The following is a 21,800-nucleotide window of genomic DNA, read 5'->3' on the forward strand; positions in this document are numbered from 1 at the left end:
ATTGGTCCCCGACACTCTAGGCCGTGTCCGGCCGACGGAAAGGCCCCGTACGAGAGACGTACGGGGCCCTGTCTCAAACGGGCGGGGCATTCCTGTCCCGCGTCACATACCCGCGATCAGCTTCTCCACCCGGTCGTCGACGGAACGGAAGGGGTCCTTGCACAGCACGGTGCGCTGCGCCTGGTCGTTGAGCTTGAGGTGGACCCAGTCGACGGTGAAGTCCCGCCGCTGTTCCTGGGCCCGCCGGATGAAGTCGCCGCGCAGCCGCGCCCTGGTCGTCTGCGGGGGCACCGATTTGCCCTCGAAGATCTTCAGGTCGTTGCAGATACGCGCGGCCTGGCCCTTGCGCTCCAGGAGGTAGTAGAGCCCGCGCCGGCGGTGGATGTCGTGGTAGGCGAGGTCTATCTGCGCGACCCGCGGATTCGACATGGTCATGTTGTGCTTCGCCCGGTACCGCTCGAGGAGCTTGTACTTCATGACCCAGTCGATCTCGGTGTCGATCCGGTCGAGGTCCTCGGCCTCGATGGCGTCCAGCGTGCGGCCCCAGAGCTCCAGGACCTGGTCCACGGTGCCGGTGCGGATGCCGCGGCGCTCGACGAAGTCGACGGCCTTCTCGTAGTACTCGCGCTGGACCTCGATGGCCGAGGCCTCACGGCCGCTGGCCAGGCGCACCTTGCGCTGTCCCGTGATGTCGTGGCTGACCTCGCGGATGGCCCGGATCGGGTTCTCCAGGGTCAGGTCACGCATCACCGTGCCCGCCTCGATCATGCGCAGCACGAGGTCGGTGGCACCGACCTTGAGGAGCATGGTCGTCTCGGACATGTTGGAGTCACCGACGATGACGTGGAGGCGGCGGTACCGCTCCGCGTCGGCGTGCGGTTCGTCCCTGGTGTTGATGATCGGGCGGGAGCGCGTCGTCGCGGAACTGACGCCCTCCCAGATGTGCTCGGCCCGCTGACTCACGCAGTAGACGGCTCCGCGCGGCGTCTGCAGCACCTTGCCGGCACCACAGATCAGCTGACGGGTGACGAGGAACGGAATGAGGATGTCCGCGAGCCGGGAGAATTCTCCGTGCCGGGCCACGAGGTAGTTCTCGTGGCACCCGTAGGAGTTTCCTGCCGAGTCGGTGTTGTTCTTGAAGAGATAGACGTCGCCCGCGATTCCCTCCTCGTGCAGGCGGCGTTCGGCGTCGACGAGCAGGCCTTCGAGAATGCGCTCGCCCGCCTTGTCGTGCGTGACCAGTTCGGTCACGTTGTCGCATTCGGGTGTCGCGTATTCCGGATGCGATCCCACGTCGAGGTAGAGGCGGGCGCCGTTCCGCAGGAAGACATTGCTGCTGCGGCCCCATGACACAACACGGCGGAAGAGGTAGCGCGCCACTTCGTCAGGTGACAGTCGGCGCTGTCCCCTGAACGTGCACGTGACGCCGTACTCGTTCTCCAGCCCGAAAATGCGGCGGTCCATGACTGAACATTACGCCTTACGGCCTGAGCTGAAACCGGGTTCGGCAGCACCGTTTCGATCATTTTCCGAACCGGCCACGACCTCGGGCGTACGCCCGGGAGCTGCGAGGACCCTTCCGGTCGCCAGCAGAACCAGCAGCGCCGCCACTCCACCGGCCCCGGCGACGGCGAAACTCCACGCCGTCCCACCGAGCTCGACGGCCGGGCCCGCCACCGCTGTTCCGGCCGCGGCACCCACCCCGAAGGTCGTCACGAGCCACGAGAACGCCTCGGTCACCGTGCCCCGTGGGGCGTGCCGGTCCACGACGATGAACGAGCAGGCGATCGCGGGTGCCAGGAACACCCCGGCGAGCGCCGCCAGTGCGGTCATGGCGGGCACACCGGGCGTCAGCGTCAGCGGCAGATAGCCCAGGGCGAGCAGCCCGACGACGACCCGCAGCCTGCGCTCGGGCGCTCCGGCCCACTGCCGCGCCCCGTACACAGATCCGCCGACCAGCGCGCCGAGGCCGAGCGCTGCCATCAGCCAGCCGTACACGGACTCCCGGCCGTGGTCGTCGGCGTAGGCGACACCGGCCACCGTGATCGAGCCGAGCGCGAGCCCGACGAAGAAGAACGCGCCCAGCAGGGCGAGCAGCCCCGGCGAGCGCAGGGCGCCGAGCCAGTGCGCCTCGCGGGGCGCCGAGCGCCACGTCCTGGAGGGCTCGGACAGGACGACGGACAGCGCGCCAAGCACCCCGATGGCGTTGATGACCAGGAGTGCGGCGGCCGGCGACCAGAGCGACACCAGGACCGTCACGAGGAGGGGCCCCACGGTGAACATGACCTCCTGGGCCACCGCGTCCATGGCGTACGCCCGGTGGACCCGGTCCTCCCGGCCGAGCACCGTCGGCCACAGGGCGCGCAGGCCGCCCTCCAGCGGGGGTGTGAACACACCGGCGACGACGACGGCCGCGTACGCCGCCGGGAGCGGGCCGAGGCCGATCAGGGCGAGCGCGGCCATGCCGAGGGCGGAGACGACCGCCGCGGGGAGCTGGACGCGCGGCTGGCCGTACAGGTCGACGGCCCGGCCCAGCAGGGGCTGCCCCACCGCCGTGGCGAGTCCGTACGCCGCCCCGAGGGCGCCGGCCAGCGTGTAGCTGCCGCCCTCCGCACGGGTGAACAGGACGATCGCGATGGGGGCGGTGCCGTTCGGCAGCCGTCCCACCAGGGTGCCCGTCAGCAGCCGGGCGGCGTGCCGCGTCCGGAGGATGTCCAGATAGCCCGCGGCCATGTGCGCCCCTCTCCCCCGACGGTTTCACGGCCTCGGGGTTTTACGTATAACGTCGAGGCCCATACGTACCATGTGGGCAACCACGCGGTCCATCCCGCCGCGACCCACGGCCGCACCCGACCGGCTCAGCACGGAGGCACGAGTGAGCAGCACGCGGCAGCCCGCCCCACCCCGGCCCACCAGCCGTGACGTGGCACGGACCGCGGGCGTGTCACAGGCGACGGTCTCGCTCGTGCTCGGCGACAAGTGGCGTGGCCGGGTGTCGGCCGCGACCGCCGAGCGGGTCCGCGACAGCGCCAGGGCCCTCGGCTACCGGCCGAATCTCGCCGCCCGCAGTCTCCGGCTCGGCCGCACCCGCACCGCCCTCCTCGTCGTCCCCGCCCTCACCAACGAATTCTTCGCCCGCGTGTACACGGGCGCGGCGGCCGTCGCGGCCGAGCACGACTTCGGCGTGGTCCTCTACCCCTCACCCGACGGCACCGGGCCCGCAAGGGACCCGTTCGCCTCGGCACGCGCGGCGCTCGACGGGGTGATCGCCTCGTCGATGGCGGCACAGGCCGTGGGGGCGCTGCGGGGCGTGGACCTGCCGCTGGTGATGCTGGACAGCGACCCGGACGAGCACGGCGCGGCCGCTCGCGTGAATCTCGACATCGCGGACGGGATGCGCCAGGTCACCGGCCATCTGCTGGGCCTCGGCCACCGCCGGATCGTGCATCTCGCCTCCGCCGTGGACACCTGGACCTTCGCGGTGCGCGCCCGGGCGCTGCGGGAGGCCGTGCGGGACACCCCGGGGGCCGTCCTGCGTACGGTGACCGCGCCGCTGGACGTACGGGCGGGGCGCGAGGCCGCCGAGGCCGTCCTGGCGTCATCGGCCCCAGGACCGCTGCCCACCGCCATCGTCTGCGACGACGACATCCTGGCCGCCGGCGCCTGCAAGGCGGTGCGCAGACTCGGGCTGCGGGTGCCCGACGACATCTCGGTGACGGGTTTCGACGACCTGGCGCTCGCCACCGCGGTGGAGCCGGAGCTCACCACCGTGCGCCTTCCGGCCGAACAGGTGGGCGAGCGCGGCATGACGGCTCTGCTGGCGGTCCTGGAGGGCCGCCCCGTGGAGCACGGCGACCTGCCCGTCCGGCTGGTGGTGCGGGGCTCGACCGCACCCCCGCCCACCGCATGACGGAGCCCTCCGACCGTCGCGTGCGACGGCCGGAGGGCTCCGTACGGCGGCCATCCGGAGCCGGCTGCTACTCCTCGGGGGCCTCGGGGGTCTCACCCTTGGCGGGGGCATCCTTGGCGGGGGTGTCGGCATCGGCGGCCGGGGCGCTGCCGCCCTCGGGCTCCTCCGTGTCGGACGGAGCGTCCGTCGGGGTCGCCCCCGCGCCGTCCGCGTCCAGCAGCCTGGTCAGCTGGCGTCCGACGATCCGCTTGAACTTGCGCTGCTGAGGCCTGGTGCGGTCCAGGACCGCGACCTCAAGCCGCTCGGAGGGGATCTCCCGCTCATTGCCGTTGGCCTCACGGGACAGCGCCTGCACGGCCAGCTTCAGCGCCTCGGCGAGCGACATCCCGTCACGATGGCGCTGGTCGAGGAAGCTGCTGATCTGCTCGGCGTTCCCGCCGACCGCGACCGAGCCGTGCTCGTCCACGATCGAGCCGTCGTGCGGCAGCCGGTAGATCTGGTCACCGTCGGGCCCGGCGCCGACCTCGGCGACCACCAGCTCCACCTCGTACGGCTTCTCGGCCGCGCTGGAGAAGATCGTGCCGAGCGTCTGTGCGTAGACGTTGGCGAGCCCACGGGCCGTCACGTCGTCACGGTCGTAGGTGTATCCGCGCAGATCGGCGTAGCGGACCCCGCCGATACGGAGGTTCTCGTACTCGTTGTACTTGCCGGCGGCCGCGAAGCCGATCCGGTCGTAGATCTCGCTGAACTTGTGCAGCGCACGGGACGGGTTCTCGCCGACGAACACAATGCCGTCGGCGAACTGCAGCACAACCAGGCTGCGACCACGGGCGATGCCCTTCCGGGCGTATTCCGCCCGGTCGGCCATGGCCTGCTGAGGTGAGACATAGAACGGCGTCGACACCGGCTATCCGTCCCTTTCTGTCAGTGACGAGTGCGTCGGAGAAGCATCGGTCGGGTCAGAGCAGCGCGGCGCGGGGTCCGTCGGGCTGCTCGAGCCGGCGCTCCAGGATCGCTCGCGCGATCTCCGAGGAATCCGTGTCGTCCAGCCTGCGGAAGCCCTCGTCGGTGATGACGGTGACGATCGGATAGATCCGGCGGGCCACATCGGGGCCACCGGTCGCCGAGTCGTCGTCGGCCGCGTCGTACAGGGCCTGCACGACCAGGGTGAGCGTCTGCTCCTCCGTCAGGTCCTCGCGGTACAGCTTCTTCATCGACCCGCGCGCGAAGACGGAACCCGAGCCGGTGGCCGCGTAGCCGCGCTCCTCGGAGCGGCCGCCGGTGACGTCGTACGAGAAGATCCGGCCCTTCTCGCGGTCGACGTCGTACCCGGCGAACAGCGGGACGACCGCCAGGCCCTGCATGGCCATCGCCAGATTGCTGCGGATCATCGTGGAGAGGCGGTTGGCCTTGCCCTCCAGGGAGAGCGTGGCGCCCTCGACCTTCTCGAAGTGCTCCAGCTCCAGCTGGAACAGCTTGACCATCTCCACGGCGAGACCCGCCGTGCCCGCGATCCCCACCGCCGAGTACTCGTCGGCCGGGAACACCTTCTCGATGTCGCGCTGCGCGATCATGTTCCCCATGGTCGCCCGCCGGTCACCGGCGAGGACGACTCCGCCGGGGAACGAGGCCGCGACGATGGTGGTGCCGTGCGGCGCCTCGATGGCGCCCTGCAACGGCGGCAGACTGCGGTTGCCGGGAAGGATCTCGGGTGAGTGGTCGGACAGGAAGTCCATGAACGAGGACGAACCCGGCGTCAGGAAGGCAGCTGGTAGACGCCCGGTGCTACGAGTGTTGGCTTCCACGCGTTTCCCTCCAGGTATGCGATGGCCCTGCGCAAGGAGTCAGGATCATCCCCCAACTTGCCGATGGCCGAATTGCAGTTGAAGCACACTACGCCTCGGACCCTACCCGTCTTGTGGCAGTGATCCACATGCAAGGCGGAAGCAACTGGACAGATGGTGCAGACGCCCGACTGCGACGAGAGCATGTCGTCGCGCTGAGCCTCGGTCATGCCGTATCGGCGCTTCAGACGACCTGCGCGCCCCTGGATGGCCTTGCACGCTTTACAGCGCGTCGCCAAGCCGTCGGTGGCAGTCGAGTTACGGTGCCACTCACCGTGCGGCTCGCCTTCAGCGGCCCGGCGGCGCCGGTGGTGCGCGGCCCCGTAAGCAGCCACGCACTCCCGACACCGCGGTTGAAGTCCATCGCGTCGGTTCCTGTCCGATGCGAAGGAGGTAAGCGGTGAATCCCTCTTACAGCCGGAGCGCAATTTCTCTTCAGCCGATTCGGACATTTGTGCTTACTGTCCGCCTTTTTGAACAAAACTTCGAACAAAGTCCTCGGCATTGGACTCGAGCACGTCGTCGATCTCGTCGAGGACGTCGTCCACGTCGTCGCTGAGCTTCTCCTGTCGCTCCGCGAGGTCCTCGGAGGCCTGCGCGTCCTGCGCCTGCTCCTCGGTCCCCTCGGTGGAGCGTGTCGCCTTCTGCTGTCCGCCGCCGGTGTCCTTGGTCGCCATCTAGCTCACCCCGCTCGGTTCGAAGCACTTGATCAGACCCTACCTACGGGGTCCGACATTGGCCCGGTACTTTCCACAACGTCCGGAGGTCATCTGATTGATTCCCAGCCGGGACGCCTTTCAGCCCCCCGTCAGCGTCCGGACCAGCTCTTCCGCCGTGCGGCAGCGGTCCAGGAGGTCCTTGACGTGGGCACGTGTACCCCGCAACGGTTCCATCGTGGGGACCCGCTGCAGCGAGTCACGGTCGGGCAGATCGAAGATGACCGAGTCCCAGGAGGCCGCGGCGACGTCGTCCGCGTACTGCTCCAGGCAGCGGCCCCGGAAATAGGCCCTGGTGTCCTCGGGAGGCTGCGTACGGGCGCGCTCGACGTCGTTCTCGTCGAGGAGGCGCTTGATCCTCCCGCGTGCGGCCAGACGGTTGTACAGGCCCTTGTCGGGCCGTACGTCGGCGTACTGGAGGTCGACCAGGTGCAGGCGCGGGGCGTCCCAGTCCAGGCCGTCACGGCGCCGGTAGCCCTCCATGAGCTCCCGCTTGGCGATCCAGTCCAGCTCGCCCGACAGGCTCATCGGGTCGCTCTCCAGGCGGTTCAGGGTGTCCTCCCAGCGGGCCAGGACATCCTTGGTCTGCTCGTCGGCGTCCGCCCCGTACTTCTCCTCGACGTACTTCCTGCCCAGCTCGAAGTACTCCATCTGGAGCTGTACCGCGGTGAGCGTCCGGCCGCTACGGAGCGTGACCAGCTGTTTCAGTGTCGGGTCGTGCGAGACCTGGTGGAGCGTACGGACCGGCTGGTCGACGGCCAGGTCGACGTTGATGAAGCCGTCCTCGATCATGGCCAGGACCAGTGAGGTGGTGCCGAGCTTCAGATAGGTCGAGATCTCGGAGAGGTTCGCGTCGCCGATGATCACGTGCAGCCTGCGGTACTTCTCGGCGTCGGAGTGCGGCTCGTCGCGGGTGTTGATGATGGGGCGCTTGAGGGTCGTCTCCAGGCCGACCTCGACCTCGAAGTAGTCGGCGCGCTGACTGATCTGGAATCCGTGCTCATGCCCGTCCTGGCCGATGCCGACCCGGCCGGCGCCGGTGACGACCTGGCGGGAGACGAAGAACGGGGTCAGGTGGCGCACGATGTCCGAGAAGGGGGTCTCCCTCTTCATCAGGTAGTTCTCGTGCGTGCCGTAGGACGCGCCCTTGTTGTCGGTGTTGTTCTTGTACAGATGGATCGGCTGGGCGCCGGGGATCGCGGCGGCCCGCTCGGCCGCCTCGGCCATCACCCGCTCACCGGCCTTGTCCCAGAGCACCGCGTCCAGCGGATTGGTGATCTCGGGTGAGCTGTACTCGGGGTGCGCGTGGTCGACGTACAGCCGCGCACCGTTGGTGAGGATCACATTGGCCAGGCCGATGTCCTCGTCCGTGAGCTGGCTGGAGTCCGCGGTCTCACGGGCGAGGTCGAAGCCTCGCGCGTCACGCAGCGGGTTCTCCTCCTCGAAATCCCAGCGGGCGCGGCGCGCCCGGTGCATCGCCGCCGCGTAGGCGTTGACGATCTGGGACGAGGTGAGCATGGCATTGGCGTTGGGTTGACCGGCGACGGAGATCCCGTACTCCGTCTCGATGCCCATCACTCGCCGTACGGTCATGCGGCCCTCCTTGCCCGGCGTCGCTCCCGTCCGGGAGCGGCGCTCAAGTACCGCTGCTGGTCCGCGGTGCCCGTCCCCGCACTGCGCGACTCGGCGGTACGGCAGAGCCTAGAGCGCCTCTGCGCCGGTGGGGAGATCAATTGCGTCATTGTTCGAGTGTGGCCGGAGCCGCCGGGAAAACGGCCGGCTGCGGATACCCTGCCGGGCATCCGCAGCCGGTCTGCGTTTTACAGGTACTGTCCGGTATTTGCCACCGTGTCGATGGAGCGACCGGTGTCTGCGCCCTGCTTTCCGGTGACGAGTGTGCGGATGAACACGATCCGCTCGCCCTTCTTTCCGGAAATCCTGGCCCAGTCGTCCGGGTTGGTGGTGTTGGGCAGGTCCTCGTTCTCCTTGAACTCGTCCACGCATGCCTGGAGGAGATGGGAGACGCGCAGGCCCTTCTGGCCCTGCTCGAGGAATGCCTTGATGGCCATTTTCTTTGCCCGGTCCACGATGTTCTGAATCATCGCTCCGGAGTTGAAGTCCTTGAAGTACAGGACTTCCTTGTCGCCGTTGGCGTAGGTGACCTCGAGGAAGCGGTTCTCCTCGGATTCCGTGTACATCCGCTCCACGACGGACTGGATCATCGCGTGGGCGGCGGCCTCCCTGGAGCCGGTGTGCTCGGTCAGGTCGTCCGAGTGCAGCGGCAGCGAGGGCGTGAGGTACTTCGCGAAGATGTCCTTCGCCGCCTCCGCGTCCGGACGCTCGATCTTGATCTTCACATCGAGACGGCCGGGCCGCAGGATCGCCGGGTCGATCATGTCCTCACGGTTGGAGGCACCGATGACGATGACGTTCTCCAGGCCCTCCACACCGTCGATCTCGGCGAGCAGCTGGGGGACGATGGTGTTCTCCACGTCCGAGCTGACACCGGAACCACGGGTGCGGAAGAGGGATTCCATCTCGTCGAAGAAGACGATGACGGGTGTGCCCTCGCTCGCCTTCTCCCGGGCACGCTGGAAGACGAGGCGGATGTGCCGCTCGGTCTCACCGACGTACTTGTTGAGGAGCTCGGGGCCCTTGATATTGAGGAAGTAGCTCTTCCCCGCGGGCTGTCCGGTGACCTCGGCGACCTTCTTGGCCAGCGAGTTGGCGACGGCCTTGGCGATGAGTGTCTTGCCGCAGCCAGGAGGACCGTAGAGCAGGATGCCCTTCGGCGGGCGCAGCTCGTGCTCCTTGAAGAGGTCGGGGTGGAGATACGGAAGCTCGACCGCGTCGCGGATCAGTTCGATCTGGTCGCCCAGGCCGCCGATCTTGTCGTAGTCGATGTCCGGGACCTCTTCGAGGACGAGCTCCTCGACCTCGCTCTTGGGGACCACCTCGTAGACGTAGCCGGACCTGGGTTCGAGCAGCAGGGCGTCGCCGGGGCGGATGGTGATGTCCAGCAGGGGCTCGGCGAGCCTCACCACCCGTTCCTCGTCGGTGTGCCCGATGACCAGGGCGCGCTCGCCGTCCTCGAGGATCTCCTTGAGGGTGACGATGTCCCCGGCCCGCTCGAATTCCATGGCCTCGACCACGTTGAGCGCCTCGTTGAGCATGACTTCCTGGCCTCGCCTGAGGCCTTCGAGCTCGACACTTGGGCTGACGTTCACCCGGAGCTTGCGGCCCCCGGTGAAGATGTCACAGGTGTCGTCCTCGTTGGCCTGCAGGAAGACACCGAAGCCGGCCGGCGGCTGCGCGAGCCGGTCGACCTCCTCCTTGAGGGCCACGATCTGGTCGCGGGCCTCCCGGAGTGTGTTGGCGAGCCGCTCGTTCTGTGCGGACACGCCTGCCAGGTTGGTCTGCAAATCGACGATCCGCTCTTCGAGAATCCTCGTATGACGCGGAGAGTCGGCGAGCTTACGTCGCAGGACGGCGATTTCCTGCTCGAGATAGGCGACCTGGCCGGCTGGGTCTTCCGACCCTCGCCCGGGCCGGATGCCGCGGTTGATGTCGTCGTCGTGGGCTGCCACGGTCCTCACCTCCTCCAAGGGGAGCTGGACGCTTCCTGACCCTACCTGGGTGGGTGGTGATTGAAACCCCTAGATCACAAAGACCCGGCGGTGTGTCCGATCTTCACCCTTGCGCTCTCCCTCACGCCAAGGGAATACCCACCCTTCGCCACCGGAAAGCAGGCGGTTGTATCGTCGAAGCGTTCAACACCCGTCAGGGCTGGCTTCAATTGGTGCAGATACGCAGGGAACGGCAGGACATATGACCGTGCAGCAGGATGCTCCGGGCGGCAGTGACGCGCAGGATCTCGAGGTCTGGATCGACCAGGACCTCTGTACGGGCGACGGTATCTGCGTGCAGTACGCACCTGAGGTGTTCGAGCTGGACATCGACGGTCTCGCGTACGTCAAGAGCGACGAGGACGAGCTCCTCCAGGACAAGGGCGCCACCACACCGGTGCCGCTGCCGCTGCTCCGGGACGTGGTGGATTCGGCGAAGGAGTGTCCGGGCGACTGCATCCATGTGCGTCGTGTTTCGGACAACGTGGAAGTCTTCGGTCCCGACGCGGAGTGAGGGCGCGGGCGACGGCTCAGGTGCTGCGCGTGGTGCTGCCGGCCGGGCCCGCGGTCTTGATGAAGGCGTTGCCCTGCCACCGCCAGGAGGCGTTCTCCAGCTCGTCGGGGCAGCAGCGCGGCACGTCGCCCGATGAGTAGCCGAGCAGGGTCGCCGACACCCGGCCGTCGCTGACGGTGAAGTCGGTGACGGTCAGTTTCCGAGCGGGGTCCACCAGGGTCGCCACGACCCGGGGTGCGGCCCCGCTCGGCTGTGTGACGACGTAGACGCCGCTGGGCGGGGTGCCCGACCCGGCGGTGCAGTGCACGACGGCGACGGTCTCGGGCCCGCCGTCCCCGTCGAGGTCTCCGGGGGCGCTGTCGGCCACGGTGTGCCCTGCCGTGCCGCAGTCGAGGGGGAAGGTGACCTCGGCCGGGTCGGGCGCCGTCGCCGCGGGTGCGCTCCCGTGCTGCGTGCTGACGCCGTGCTCGGACGCCGACGCCGTCGCGGTGCCCGCGTCGGGCTGGAGCAGTCCAGCGGCGGCGACGACCGCGGCCATCACTGTCGCCGTGGCGAGCCAGTGCACCGGCCTGGCGTCGGTGTGCGCGAGGTCCGGGAGCGCGGAGGTCTGCACGCGGTATGTCTCCTGTGGTTCCTGGAGGCCTGGGTAGGCGGTGCCGAACGTATGTCGGCGGGCGGGGGTGGCCAGCATCGTGCCACACCTCACACTCCAGGGGAACGGCGGGGTCGTCGCCGCGCACGGAAAGGCGCCGCCGCCGGGCTCCCGGGTCGGTCCGGGAACTCGGCGGCGGCGCCGGTGCGTTGTACGCGGTCAGTCGGTGGCGGAGCCGCTCCGGCTGCCGGGACCGCTGTAGTCCTCGCCGTAGGCGCCCTTGGAGGGGCGGCGGCGGCGCAGGGGCGGCTCCACGCCGTCCGCGAGACGGCGGGCGGTGACGAGGAAGCCGGTGTGGCCGATCATCCGGTGGTCGGGGCGGACGGCCAGGCCCTCGACGTGCCAGTTGCGGATCATCGACTCCCAGGGCTGCGGTTCCGCGAAGCAGCCGATCTCGCGGATGGACTCGACGGTCCGCGAGAGCTGGGTCGTGGTCGCGACGTACGCGCAGAGGATGCCGCCGGGCACCAGGGCCTTGGAGACGGCCTCCAGGCACTCCCACGGGGCGAGCATGTCGAGGACGACACGGTCGACGTCGGTGTCCGAGAGGTTGTCCTGGAGGTCGCCGACGGTGAGCTCCCAGGCCGGGTGCGGCGAGCCGAAGTAGCGCTCGACGTTCTGCTGGGCGATCTCGGCGAAGTCCTCGCGGCGCTCGTAGGAGTGCAGCATGCCCTGCTCGCCGATGGCGCGCAGCAGGAAGGTGCTCAGCGCACCCGAGCCGACGCCGGCTTCGACGACGCGCGCACCGGGGAAGATGTCACCGAAGGCGAGGACCTGGCCCGCGTCCTTCGGGTAGACCACGGCGGCACCGCGGGGCATGGACAGGACGTAGTCGGGGAGCAGGGGGCGCAGCGCGAGATAGGCGACGTTTCCCGTGGTACGGACAACACTGCCCTCGGGAGCACCGATCAGCTCGTCGTGCGGGAAAGAACCCTTGTGGGTGTGGAAGTTCTTTCCGGCTTCGAGCGTGAAGGTGTAGTGGCGTCCCTTGGGGTCGGTGAGCTGGACCTGGTCCCCGACTTTGAATGGGCCGCGACGGCGGGCGGCACCGGTCGGTTCGGACATGTGAACAGCGTACCGGTATTTCGGGCGCCGCCTTCCGGGCGTCAGGCCGAGGGCCTGGCCATGGCCTTGACGAAGGCGCGCTCGACGTCGGCGGTGGAGAGTACGCCGTAGATCTCGCCGGTCTCCTCGACCACCAGGTACTCGGTGGCCGGGGTGGCCTTGAGCCGGTCCAGGAGTGCCTCGCCGGCCAGTTCGGCGGGGACCTTCATGCCGTCGGTGATGTCCTGGGAGAGGCCACTGACGGCCACCCAGGGCCGGCGGTGTTCGGGGACGCCGACGATGGCAGCCTCCCGGACGACGCCCTTGGGGCTGCCCTGTCCGTCGACGACGACGAGGGCGCGGGCGCCGGCCTCGTTGGCGCGGCGCAGCGCCTCGGAGAGCGGGGTGGCGGACTCGACGGGCACGGCCCGCCGGGTGAGGGTGCGGGCCCGCAGGTCGGGGAGGTGCTCCCGCAGGCGGGCCATGCGCAGGCTGTTGCCCGCGCCGGTCCAGATGATGCCGGCGAGGATCGCGGCGAGCAGCGCGTCGGTGACGGTCTCCATGCCGCTGATGTCGCTGGTGGAGTTGCCGAGGGCGCCGGTGTGGGTGAGCAGGGGCAGGCCGACGAGGACGATGACGGCCAGGCCCCGGCCGACCCACGCGGCGGCGACGGTGCCGCTCATCGGCTTGCCCGTGATCTTCCACACGACGGCGCGGAGCATGCGTCCGCCGTCCAGGGGCAGCCCGGGCAGCAGGTTGAAGGCGGCGACGATGAGGTTGGAGATCATCAGCCCGGCGAGGAGCACGCCGGGGACGGTGCCGGCCTCGACGAACTGGAGCGGGACGTAGAAGACGCCGCCGAGCACGAGGGAGAGCAGGGGGCCCACGAAGGCGAGGACGAACTCGCGGCCGGGGGTCTCGGACTCCTTCTCGATCTCGGAGACACCGCCGAAGAACTGGAGCTGGATGCGGCGCACCGGCAGTTTGTAGCGCAGCGCGGCGACGGTGTGGGCGAGCTCGTGGACGAGCACGGAAGCGTAGAACGCGATCGCGAAGAAGAGCGCGACCAGATAGCGGAGGCCGCCGAGCTCGGGCAGCACACGGTCGAGCTGTCCGCCGAACACCCAGGTGATCAGGGCGGCGACGACGAACCAGCTGGGAGCCACATACACGGGCACGCCGAAGGGGCGGCCCATGAGCAGGCCGCCGCCGGGCTCCGCCGGTCGTCGCTGCTTGCCCTTGTCAGGGCCGGTGCCGGGGTCCTTGCCCCCTGCGCCGGGCCGCGGGCGCCCGCTGTCGCCGCTCTCGTCCACGGGGTCCCTCCGGTCGGTGGCTGTTCTGCCACGATCATGCTGTGCGCGGGCTCTGCCGTCGATGGTATGCCGCCGGGTGTCAGTGGCGGGCCGTAGGGTCTGCGACATGACGTCCCTGCCGCGCCCGCCTCAGCCACCCTCGTCCCTGTCGCCGTCGCGCGCGAACGATTTCATGCAGTGCCCCCTGCTGTACCGCTTCCGCGTCATCGACAAGCTCCCCGAGAAGCCCAGTGAGGCAGCTACCCGCGGCACGCTGGTGCATGCGGTGCTCGAGCGCCTCTTCGACGCCCCGGCGACGGACCGTACGGCGCCGCGGGCCAAGGCGCTGATCCCCGGGCAGTGGGACCGGCTGCTGGAGTCGAAGCCCGAGCTGACGGAGCTCTTCGACGGGGATCCGGGTGGTGAGCGGCTCGCGGGATGGCTGAGCGAGGCGGAGCGGCTCGTGGAGCGGTGGTTCTCGCTGGAGGACCCGACCCGCCTGGAGCCTGCCGAGCGGGAGCTGTTCGTCGAGACGGAGCTGGATTCGGGTCTGCGGCTGCGCGGGGTGATCGACCGCGTCGATGTGGCTCCGACGGGTGACGTGCGCATCGTGGACTACAAGACGGGCAAGGCACCGCGGCCGGAGTACGCGGAGAGCGCGCTGTTCCAGATGAAGTTCTACGCCCTGGTGGTGTGGCGCCTGAAGAACGTGGTGCCGCGCCGGCTCCAGCTCGTCTATCTCGGCAGTGGCGACGTCCTGACGTACGACCCGGTCCCGGCCGATCTGGAGCGGGTCGAGCGCAAGCTGCTGGCGCTGTGGGAGGCGATCCGGCTGGCCACCGAGACGGGCGAGTGGCGGCCGAGGCCGACGAAGCTGTGCGGCTGGTGCGACCACCAGGCGGTCTGCCCCGAATTCGGTGGGACTCCCCCGGTCTATCCGCTGTCCGTGCGCCCGCCCGAATCGGTGGAGGCTGTCCAGGGCAGAATGGAGCCGGCCAGGGCCGAGGCCGGCCCGTCCGTGGCCCTCGAAGGCCCCTAAGGAGATTACGTGGCTATCCGCGTCCTGCTCGTCGATGACCAACCACTGCTGCGCACCGGTTTCCGGATGATCCTGGAGGCGGAGGGCGATCTGGCGGTGGTCGGTGAGGCCGGGGACGGTCTGCAGGCCATCGAGCAGGTGCGGGCCCTGCAGCCCGATGTCGTGCTCATGGACATCCGGATGCCGAGGATGGACGGGGTCGAGGCGACCCGCCAGATCACGGGCCCCGGGCGGGACGGCCCGGCGAAGGTCCTGGTGCTGACGACGTTCGATCTCGACGAGTACGTGGTGGAGGCGCTGCGCGCCGGCGCCAGCGGCTTCCTGCTGAAGGACGCCCCGGCCAACGAGCTGGTGCAGGCCATCCGGGTGGTGGCCGCCGGAGAGGCGATGCTGGCGCCGAGCATCACGCGCCGGCTGCTCGACAAGTACGCCGACCATCTGCCCTCGGGCGAGGACCCCGTCCCCGACGCCCTGCACACCCTCACCGAGCGCGAGGTGGAGGTGCTGAAGCTGGTGGCCCGCGGCCTGTCCAACGCGGAGATCGCCGCCGACCTGTTCGTCAGCGAGACGACGGTCAAGACACATGTGGGCCATGTGCTGACGAAGCTGAGCCTGCGCGACCGTGTGCAGGCCGCCGTCTACGCGTACGAGAGCGGACTGGTGCGTCCCGGCGCCCAGTGAGGCGGGGCGGAGACGAGAACCGGCGCGGTCCGGGGCCGATGGGGCCCCGGACCGCGCCGGTTCGTATGAGACGCCGCGTCAGGACCCGCTCTGCTCGAGCTCCCAGAGCTGGAGGTCGGCCGAGGAGGTGACCGCGTACTCCACACCGGTCAGCTCGTCGAGGGAGGCGACGTACTGCTTGCCCTGCCAGACGGGGAGCACGGGGACGTCTTCGGCGACGATGTTCTGGAGCTTCTCGAAGGTCGGCGCCGCGGCGCTGCGGTCGGCCTCGCGGCGGGACTGCGGGATGAGCGTGTCCGCCTGGGCCGACCGGTAGGGCGCGTTGAGGAAGTTGCCCTTGTCGATGAACGGCGCGATGTAGGTGTCCGGGTCCGGGAAGTCGGGGAACCAGCCCATGCCGTAGACGGCGTAGTCACCCTTCCTCTGGTGGGGCCGGAACTTGTCCCAGGGCGCGCCCTGCACGTCGACGTCGAACAGCTTCGTTTCGTTGAGCTGCTTCGCCAGTGTCTCGTACTCCGCCTTGGCGGCGGGGCCGTAGTGGTCGGTCGTGTAGTGCAGCGTGAACTTCACCGGTGTGCTGATGCCGGCCTTGTCCAGGGTCTCGGCCGCCGCGTCCGCGTCGGGCTCGCCGTACTTGTTGTAGAACGAGTTGGTGTGGTTGGTGATGCCGGACGGGATCAGCGAGTAGAGCGGCTCGGCGGTGCTGCCGTACACCTTGCTGGCGACGGCCCCGCGGTCGATGATCTGGGCCATGGCTTGGCGGACGGCCTTGTTCTTCACCGCGGGGGCCTCGGTGTTGAACGCGACGTAGCTGATGGCGAAGCCGGGCATCTCGGTGAGCTTCACGCCCTCCTTCGGCTCCTCCAGCATCTTCTGGGACTGCTCGGGCGACATGGTGCGCGTCATCATGTCGATCTTCTCGGCGTCGAGAGCCTTGCCCATCGCCGCCGCGTCGGGGAAGAGGTCCATCTCGACCTTCTCGTTCCTGACCTTCAGATCGCCCTTGTACTTCGGGTTCTTGGTGAAGACCACCTTGACGACCTTGTCGCCCTTGACCTCGGGCTCCATCGTGTACGGGCCGGATCCGTCGATCTGGAAGCCCTCACGGGCCTCCTTCGCCGGGTACTTGTTCTTCTGCACGATCCCGGCGGGCGGCGTGGCGAGCTTGTAGGGGAAGGTCGCGTCCGAGGACTTCAGATGGAAGACGATCTCGTTCTCGCCCTTGGTCTCCATCGTGTCGATGTTGGTGAGGAGGCCGACGGGACCGCTGCCGTAATTGATGTCGAGGACCCGCTGGAAGGAGTACTTGACGTCGTCCGGGGTGACGGGCGTGCCGTCGGCGAAGGTGAGCCCGTCGCGCAGCGTGCAGCGGTAGCTCTCGTTCGCCGTGTCGGTGAAGGCGCAGCTCTTGGCCGCCTCGGGCACGGGCTCGCCGCCGCCGCGCGGGATGTGGGTCAGGGTCTGCACGGTCTGGCGCAGCAGGTTCCATATGCCGGCGTCGTAGCCGATGGCCGGGTCGAGGGGAGCCGGGTTGTCCTTCGAGGCGATGAACTGGTCCGTTGTCCCGACAACGATGGCATCGCCCCCGTCGTCCGACCCGCCGCAGGCGGCGAGCACGGGTACCAGCAGGCCCACTACGGCCGGCAGCACCAGCGTCTTGCGGTTCATCTGGACGTTCTCCCTCATTCCGGCATGTGAGAAAACCGAGATTAGTAGGCGCCGCAGGGGGACTTGACCGGTGCGGATCGGGCCCGTATTCGCTCGGTGATCACCGATGACGGGTTGTCCATGTCATGCTCAGGAATGTTTCGTACACGCCTTCATGAATACGGACGTAAGGGGGTCTCGAACCAGCCGACCTGGCTGAATTCAAGACCCCCGGAGCGTTACATCGAGTGACGAACATCACCCCGTCGACGCATCGGACGCATTGACATGGACCTGATTTAAACGGCGCGCGAAAGCGGGGAACGAACAGAATTCGGAGGCGAATTGTTGTCGGCCTCCGACGAAATACGCTCGGTATGCCGGCTGTCACTCACCGGCGACAAAGTCCCGGAGAAATGCGAGATCAACCTGCTCCAGAGAGGCGACGACCGCCCTGCCGGGCGCGGCGGCGATCGGCGCCACGGAGGGTACGGCGACGACCCGGCAGCCCGCGGCCTCGGCCGCGGCGACTCCCGTGGCGGTGTCCTCGATGACCGCGCAGCGCCCGGGATCCGCCCCGAAGCCCGCCGCCGCCGTGAGATAGGGCTCGGGGTGGGGCTTCGTGCGGGTCACCTCGTCCCCGGCGACCGTGAGCGCGAAGTGGTGGCGGCCCACGGAGTCCAGGACCCGGTCGATGATGCGCCGGTGCGAGGCGGAGACCAGGGCGGTGGGCACCTCGTGCGCGGCGAGCTCGGCGAGCAGCCGGGCGGCGCCCGGCATCAGCGGGACACCGCGTCCGATGCGCTTCTCGAAGCGGTCGTTGAGCAGCACCGTGAGCTCTTCCATGGCGATGTCGGCGCCGGTGACCTCGATGAGATAGCCGGCGCTGCGGGTCATCGGCCCGCCGACCACCACCTCGCGCCAGGCCGTCTCCAGCCGGTGACCGAGGTCGGCGAAGACCTCGACCTCCACGTCCCACCAGAACCCCTCGGTGTCGACCAGTGTGCCGTCCATGTCGAGCAGGACGGCTTGCAGCGCCGACCCTTCGGTCGTACGGGTCAGGGACGCGGGGACCGTACTGGTCATCCGGCACACCTCCATGAGGGACGAGAAGGCCGGCCGCCTTCCCGGTGGGAACGGCGACCGGCCTGCACTGGACCGACAATTCTACGACTCGTGTCTCCACGGCGCGCGGAGCAGTGCCTTACCGCGCGTTGAACAGTGCCCTACCGTGCGTTGAAGTACTTCGCCTCCGGGTGGTGGATGACGATCGCGTCCGTGGACTGCTCGGGGTGCAGCTGGAACTCCTCGGAGAGCTTCACCCCGATCCGCTCGGGCTCCAGGAGCCCTGCGATCTTCGCCCGGTCCTCCAGGTCGGGGCAGGCCCCGTAGCCCAGCGAGAAGCGCGCCCCGCGGTACTTCAGCGCGAACATGTCCTCGACGCCTGACGGGTCCTCGCCGGCGAAGCCGAGCTCGCTGCGGACGCGTGCGTGCCAGTACTCGGCGAGTGCCTCGGCCAGCTGCACGGACAGCCCGTGCAGCTCCAGGTAGTCGCGGTAGGAGTTCGCCTCGAACAGCTCGGCGGTGGCCCCGCCGATCTTCGAGCCGACGGTGACGACCTGGAGGCCGATCACGTCCGTCTCCCCCGACTCCTCGGGACGGAAGAAGTCCGCGATGCACAGGCGGCGGCCGCGGCGCTGGCGCGGGAAGGTGAAGCGGGTGCGCTCCGACCCGTCCTCGTGCAGCAGGATGACGTCGTCACCCTTGGAGACGCAGGGGAAGTAGCCGTAGACGACGGCGGCTTCCAGCAGGTTCTCGGTGTGCAGCTTGTCGAGCCAGCCGCGCAGATGCGGCCTGCCCTCCCGCTCCACGAGCTCCTCGTACGTCGGCCCGTCACCGGCGCGGGCCTGCTTGAGGCCCCACTGGCCCTTGAAGAGCGCGCCCTCGTCGAGCCAGGAGGCGTACTCCTTGAGCTGGATGCCCTTGACGACCCTGGTCCCCCAGAAGGGCGGCTCGGGCACCGGGTTGGTGACCGAGACGTCGGACCGTACCCCTTCCTCGGGCTCCACCACCTCGACCACGGGAGTGTCCCGCTTGGGCACCCGGCGCTGCTTCAGCTCGGGCAGGCTGGCGCCCGGGACGCCGCGCTTGACGGCGATGAGGGCGTCCATCAGCCGCAGGCCCTCGAACGCGTCGCGGGCGTAGCGGACTTCGCCCTCATAGATCTCGTGCAGGTCCTGTTCGACGTAGGCCCTGGTCAGGGCGGCACCGCCGAGGATCACCGGGTAGTCCGCCGCCAGCCTGCGCTGGTTCAGCTCCTGAAGGTTCTCCTTCATGATCACGGTGGACTTCACCAGCAGGCCCGACATGCCGATGACGTCGGCGCGGTGTTCCTCCGCGGCCTCCAGGATCGCCGAGACGGGCTGCTTGATGCCCAGGTTGACCACGTTGAAGCCGTTGTTGGACAGGATGATGTCGACGAGGTTCTTGCCGATGTCGTGGACGTCACCGCGGACCGTGGCCAGCACGATGGTGCCCTTGCCGTCGTCATCGGTCTTCTCCATGTGCGGTTCGAGATGCGCCACCGCGGTCTTCATGACCTCGGCGGACTGCAGCACGAACGGCAGCTGCATCTGGCCGGAGCCGAAGAGCTCGCCCACGACCTTCATGCCCGCCAGCAGCGTGTCGTTGACGATCTCCAGCGCGGGCCTGGTCAGCAGCGCCTCGTCGAGGTCGGCCTCCAGGCCGTTCTTCTCACCGTCGATGATGCGGCGCTGGAGCCGCTCGTCCAGCGGCAGGGCGAGGAGCTCCTCGGCCTTCCCCTGCTTCATCGACTTCATGTTGACGCCCTCGAAGAGCTCCATGAGCCGCTGCAGCGGGTCGTAGCCCTCCTCCCGGCGGTCGTGGATGAGGTCGAGGGCGACCTTGACCTGCTCCTCCTCCAGTCGGGCGATCGGCAGGATCTTGGAGGCGTGCACGATCGCCGAGTCCAGACCGGCCTTGACGCACTCGTCCAGGAACACGGAGTTCAGGATGACGCGGGCGGCCGGGTTCAGGCCGAAGGAGATGTTGGACAGGCCGAGGGTGGTCTGCACCTCGGGGTGGCGCCGCTTCAGCTCGCGGATGGCCCCGATCGTGGCGATCCCGTCCTTGCGGGACTCCTCCTGGCCCGTGCAGATCGTGAAGGTCAGGCAGTCGATGAGGATGTCGGACTCGTGGATGCCCCAGTTGGTGGTGAGGTCCTCGATGAGCCGTTCGGCGATGGCGACCTTGTGCTCGACGGTGCGGGCCTGGCCCTCCTCGTCGATGGTCAGCGCGATCAGCGCGGCGCCGTGCTCGGAGGCCAGGGCGCTGACCTTGGCGAAGCGGGACTCGGGGCCGTCACCGTCCTCGTAGTTGACGGAGTTCAGTACGGCCCGGCCGCCGAGCTTCTCCAGGCCGGCGCGCAGCACGGGCAGCTCGGTGGAGTCCAGGACGATCGGCAGGGTGGAGGCGGTGGCGAAGCGGCCGGCCAGCTCCTCCATGTCGGCGACGCCGTCGCGCCCCACGTAGTCGACGCACAGGTCGAGCATGTGCGCGCCCTCGCGGATCTGGTCGCGGGCCATCTCCACGCAGTCGTCCCAGCGTGCGTCGAGCATGGCCTCGCGGAACTTCTTGGATCCGTTGGCGTTCGTACGCTCACCGATCGCCAGGTACGAGGTGTCCTGGCGGAAGGGGACGGTCTGGTAGAGCGAGGCCGCGCCGGGCTCGGGGTGCGGATCCCTGGAGGTGATGTCGGAGCCGCGGACACGGTCGACGAGCCGGCGCAGGTGCTCGGGTGTGGTGCCGCAGCAGCCGCCGACGAGCGAGAGGCCGTACTCCTGGACGAAGGTCTCCTGGGCGTCGGCCAGGCCCTCCGCGTCGAGCGGGAAGTGCGCGCCGTCCTTGGTGAGCACGGGCAGCCCGGCGTTCGGCATGCAGAGCAGCGGGATGCGGGAGTGGCGCGTGAGGTAGCGCAGGTGCTCGCTCATCTCGGCGGGGCCGGTCGAGCAGTTCAGGCCGATCATGTCGACACCGAGCGGTTCGAGCGCGGTCAGCGCGGCCCCGATCTCGGACCCGAGCAGCATGGTGCCGGTGGTCTCGAAGGCCAGGGAACACAGCACCAGCAGGTCGCTGCCCATGGCCTCCAGGGCGCGTCGCGCACCCAGCACGGCGGCCTTGGTCTGGAGGAGGTCCTGGGTGGTCTCGATGATGAGCGCGTCCGCGCCGCCGGCGATCAGCCCTTCGGCGTTCTGCTGGAAGCCGTCACGCAGCACCGTGTAGGGGGCGTGGCCCAGCGTCGGCAGCTTGGTGCCGGGGCCGATGGAGCCGAGCACCCAGCGCTGCTGTCCGGTCGATTCGGTGAACCGGTCGGCGACCTCGCGGGCGATGGCGGCGCCGGACTCGGAGAGCTCGTGGATCCTGCCGGGGATGTCGTACTCCCCCAGGGCGGAGGCGTTGGCTCCGAAGGTGTTCGTCTCGACGCAGTCCACGCCGACCGCGAAGTACTCCTCGTGCACCGAGCGGACGATGTCGGGCCGGGTGACGTTCAGGATCTCGTTGCAGCCTTCGAGGTTCTCGAAGTCGTCGAGCGTGGGTTCCTGGGCCTGGAGCATGGTGCCCATGGCACCGTCGGCCACCACCACCCGGGTGGCGAGCGCCTCACGGAGCGCTGCGGCTCGGTTACGGCTGTCAGCGGAGGGGGTCGGCAACGAGGCCATGGATGTTCTCCCTGGGATGCGACGGCTGTCGGCTTTGCGCCCTTCTGCCGAAGAGGCACGCGGCCAGCGTAGCGGGGAGGCGGCCGGGCCGGTCCT

The 21,800-nt window shown here is 69.0% G+C and carries 18 protein-coding genes; 4 read left to right on the plus strand and 14 right to left on the minus strand.

The genetic code is table 11. The annotated features are described in order from the left end of the window. Positions 1 to 102: 102 nt before the first annotated feature. Together pafA and AB0C75_RS11085 are read right to left on the minus strand one after the other, a co-directional pair. A complete protein-coding gene (pafA, locus tag AB0C75_RS11080) occupies positions 103 to 1,464 on the minus strand; it encodes a Pup--protein ligase (protein WP_362889289.1) in 1,362 nt (453 codons plus the stop codon). A 9-nt stretch (positions 1,465 to 1,473) separates the two neighbouring features. After that, on the minus strand, positions 1,474 to 2,733 hold the full coding sequence (locus tag AB0C75_RS11085; protein ID WP_362889290.1) for an MFS transporter: 1,260 nt from the start codon (positions 2,731 to 2,733) through the stop codon (positions 1,474 to 1,476). Positions 2,734 to 2,875: 142 nt separating this feature from the next. Here AB0C75_RS11085 and AB0C75_RS11090 point away from each other — a divergent pair, with 142 nt between their 5' ends. Next, positions 2,876 to 3,910, plus strand: a complete 1,035-nt coding sequence (locus AB0C75_RS11090) for a LacI family DNA-binding transcriptional regulator (protein WP_362889291.1) — start codon at positions 2,876 to 2,878, stop codon at positions 3,908 to 3,910. A gap of 67 nt (positions 3,911 to 3,977) precedes the next feature. Here the strand turns inward: AB0C75_RS11090 and prcA are convergent, their stop codons facing one another. The 6 genes from prcA to arc all read right to left on the minus strand — a co-directional run bounded on the left by prcA (position 3,978) and on the right by arc (position 10,057). Next, positions 3,978 to 4,814, minus strand: a complete 837-nt coding sequence (prcA, locus tag AB0C75_RS11095; RefSeq protein ID WP_362889293.1) for a proteasome subunit alpha — start codon at positions 4,812 to 4,814, stop codon at positions 3,978 to 3,980. 55 nt (positions 4,815 to 4,869) lie between these two features. Next, positions 4,870 to 5,715 carry a proteasome subunit beta gene (gene prcB, locus AB0C75_RS11100; protein ID WP_362889295.1) on the minus strand — a complete coding sequence of 282 codons (846 nt, stop codon included), beginning with the start codon at positions 5,713 to 5,715 and terminating at the stop codon, positions 4,870 to 4,872. Continuing rightward, positions 5,667 to 6,206: an endonuclease VII domain-containing protein gene (locus AB0C75_RS11105; protein WP_362889297.1), complete on the minus strand. Its 540-nt coding sequence runs from the start codon at positions 6,204 to 6,206 to the stop codon at positions 5,667 to 5,669. The genes prcB and AB0C75_RS11105 overlap by 49 nt, the downstream gene beginning before the upstream one ends. A 6-nt stretch (positions 6,207 to 6,212) precedes the next feature. Further along, the gene (locus AB0C75_RS11110) at positions 6,213 to 6,431 is read right to left on the minus strand and encodes a ubiquitin-like protein Pup (protein WP_362889299.1); all 219 of its coding nucleotides are present in this window, start codon (positions 6,429 to 6,431) and stop codon (positions 6,213 to 6,215) included. 120 nt (positions 6,432 to 6,551) lie between these two features. Continuing rightward, positions 6,552 to 8,063: a depupylase/deamidase Dop gene (dop, locus tag AB0C75_RS11115; protein ID WP_362889300.1), complete on the minus strand. Its 1,512-nt coding sequence runs from the start codon at positions 8,061 to 8,063 to the stop codon at positions 6,552 to 6,554. A 227-nt stretch (positions 8,064 to 8,290) separates the two neighbouring features. Further along, entirely contained in the window at positions 8,291 to 10,057 is a 1,767-nt protein-coding gene (arc, locus tag AB0C75_RS11120) for a proteasome ATPase (RefSeq protein ID WP_362889302.1), read from the minus strand. Between the two features lie 241 nt (positions 10,058 to 10,298). Between arc and AB0C75_RS11125 the strand changes: the two genes are divergently transcribed. After that, positions 10,299 to 10,610, plus strand: a complete 312-nt coding sequence (locus AB0C75_RS11125) for a ferredoxin (RefSeq protein ID WP_362889304.1) — start codon at positions 10,299 to 10,301, stop codon at positions 10,608 to 10,610. Between the two features lie 16 nt (positions 10,611 to 10,626). Here AB0C75_RS11125 and AB0C75_RS11130 read toward each other — a convergent pair whose 3' ends face one another. The 3 genes from AB0C75_RS11130 to AB0C75_RS11140 all read right to left on the minus strand — a co-directional run bounded on the left by AB0C75_RS11130 (position 10,627) and on the right by AB0C75_RS11140 (position 13,619). After that, positions 10,627 to 11,223: a hypothetical protein gene (locus AB0C75_RS11130; RefSeq protein ID WP_362889622.1), complete on the minus strand. Its 597-nt coding sequence runs from the start codon at positions 11,221 to 11,223 to the stop codon at positions 10,627 to 10,629. A 198-nt stretch (positions 11,224 to 11,421) separates the two neighbouring features. Beyond that, the gene (locus tag AB0C75_RS11135; protein ID WP_362889306.1) at positions 11,422 to 12,327 is read right to left on the minus strand and encodes a tRNA (adenine-N1)-methyltransferase; all 906 of its coding nucleotides are present in this window, start codon (positions 12,325 to 12,327) and stop codon (positions 11,422 to 11,424) included. A gap of 41 nt (positions 12,328 to 12,368) precedes the next feature. Further along, a complete protein-coding gene (locus AB0C75_RS11140) occupies positions 12,369 to 13,619 on the minus strand; it encodes a site-2 protease family protein (protein WP_362889308.1) in 1,251 nt (416 codons plus the stop codon). A 172-nt stretch (positions 13,620 to 13,791) separates the two neighbouring features. Between AB0C75_RS11140 and AB0C75_RS11145 the strand changes: the two genes are divergently transcribed. Both AB0C75_RS11145 and AB0C75_RS11150 read left to right on the plus strand, forming a co-directional pair. Beyond that, complete coding sequence (locus AB0C75_RS11145) at positions 13,792 to 14,637, plus strand: PD-(D/E)XK nuclease family protein (protein ID WP_362889624.1); 846 nt, start codon at positions 13,792 to 13,794, stop codon at positions 14,635 to 14,637. Between the two features lie 9 nt (positions 14,638 to 14,646). Beyond that, complete coding sequence (locus tag AB0C75_RS11150) at positions 14,647 to 15,318, plus strand: response regulator transcription factor (RefSeq protein ID WP_329421941.1); 672 nt, start codon at positions 14,647 to 14,649, stop codon at positions 15,316 to 15,318. 78 nt (positions 15,319 to 15,396) lie between these two features. Here the strand turns inward: AB0C75_RS11150 and AB0C75_RS11155 are convergent, their stop codons facing one another. The 3 genes from AB0C75_RS11155 to metH all read right to left on the minus strand — a co-directional run bounded on the left by AB0C75_RS11155 (position 15,397) and on the right by metH (position 21,704). Further along, complete coding sequence (locus AB0C75_RS11155) at positions 15,397 to 16,986, minus strand: ABC transporter substrate-binding protein (RefSeq protein ID WP_362889311.1); 1,590 nt, start codon at positions 16,984 to 16,986, stop codon at positions 15,397 to 15,399. Positions 16,987 to 17,352: 366 nt separating this feature from the next. Further along, on the minus strand, positions 17,353 to 18,051 hold the full coding sequence (locus tag AB0C75_RS11160) for an HAD family phosphatase (RefSeq protein ID WP_362889313.1): 699 nt from the start codon (positions 18,049 to 18,051) through the stop codon (positions 17,353 to 17,355). A gap of 140 nt (positions 18,052 to 18,191) precedes the next feature. Next, positions 18,192 to 21,704: a methionine synthase gene (gene metH, locus AB0C75_RS11165; RefSeq protein ID WP_362889315.1), complete on the minus strand. Its 3,513-nt coding sequence runs from the start codon at positions 21,702 to 21,704 to the stop codon at positions 18,192 to 18,194. Between the last annotated feature and the right edge of the window lie 96 nt (positions 21,705 to 21,800).

It is taken from the genome of Streptomyces sp. NPDC048565, assembly GCF_040650935.1.
In the GTDB taxonomy this organism is placed as follows: domain Bacteria; phylum Actinomycetota; class Actinomycetes; order Streptomycetales; family Streptomycetaceae; genus Streptomyces.

Coding starts and splice junctions, on each gene's coding strand:
- pafA (WP_362889289.1), bottom strand. CDS start 1,464: ATGGACCGCCGCATTTTCGGGCTGGAGAACGAGTACGGCGTCACGTGC.
- AB0C75_RS11085 (WP_362889290.1), bottom strand. CDS start 2,733: ATGGCCGCGGGCTATCTGGACATCCTCCGGACGCGGCACGCCGCCCGG.
- AB0C75_RS11105 (WP_362889297.1), bottom strand. CDS start 6,206: ATGTCCGAATCGGCTGAAGAGAAATTGCGCTCCGGCTGTAAGAGGGAT.
- AB0C75_RS11110 (WP_362889299.1), bottom strand. CDS start 6,431: ATGGCGACCAAGGACACCGGCGGCGGACAGCAGAAGGCGACACGCTCC.
- dop (WP_362889300.1), bottom strand. CDS start 8,063: ATGACCGTACGGCGAGTGATGGGCATCGAGACGGAGTACGGGATCTCC.
- AB0C75_RS11125 (WP_362889304.1), top strand. CDS start 10,299: ATGACCGTGCAGCAGGATGCTCCGGGCGGCAGTGACGCGCAGGATCTC.
- AB0C75_RS11135 (WP_362889306.1), bottom strand. CDS start 12,327: ATGTCCGAACCGACCGGTGCCGCCCGCCGTCGCGGCCCATTCAAAGTC.
- AB0C75_RS11145 (WP_362889624.1), top strand. CDS start 13,792: ATGCAGTGCCCCCTGCTGTACCGCTTCCGCGTCATCGACAAGCTCCCC.
- AB0C75_RS11155 (WP_362889311.1), bottom strand. CDS start 16,986: ATGAACCGCAAGACGCTGGTGCTGCCGGCCGTAGTGGGCCTGCTGGTA.
- AB0C75_RS11160 (WP_362889313.1), bottom strand. CDS start 18,051: ATGACCAGTACGGTCCCCGCGTCCCTGACCCGTACGACCGAAGGGTCG.
- metH (WP_362889315.1), bottom strand. CDS start 21,704: ATGGCCTCGTTGCCGACCCCCTCCGCTGACAGCCGTAACCGAGCCGCA.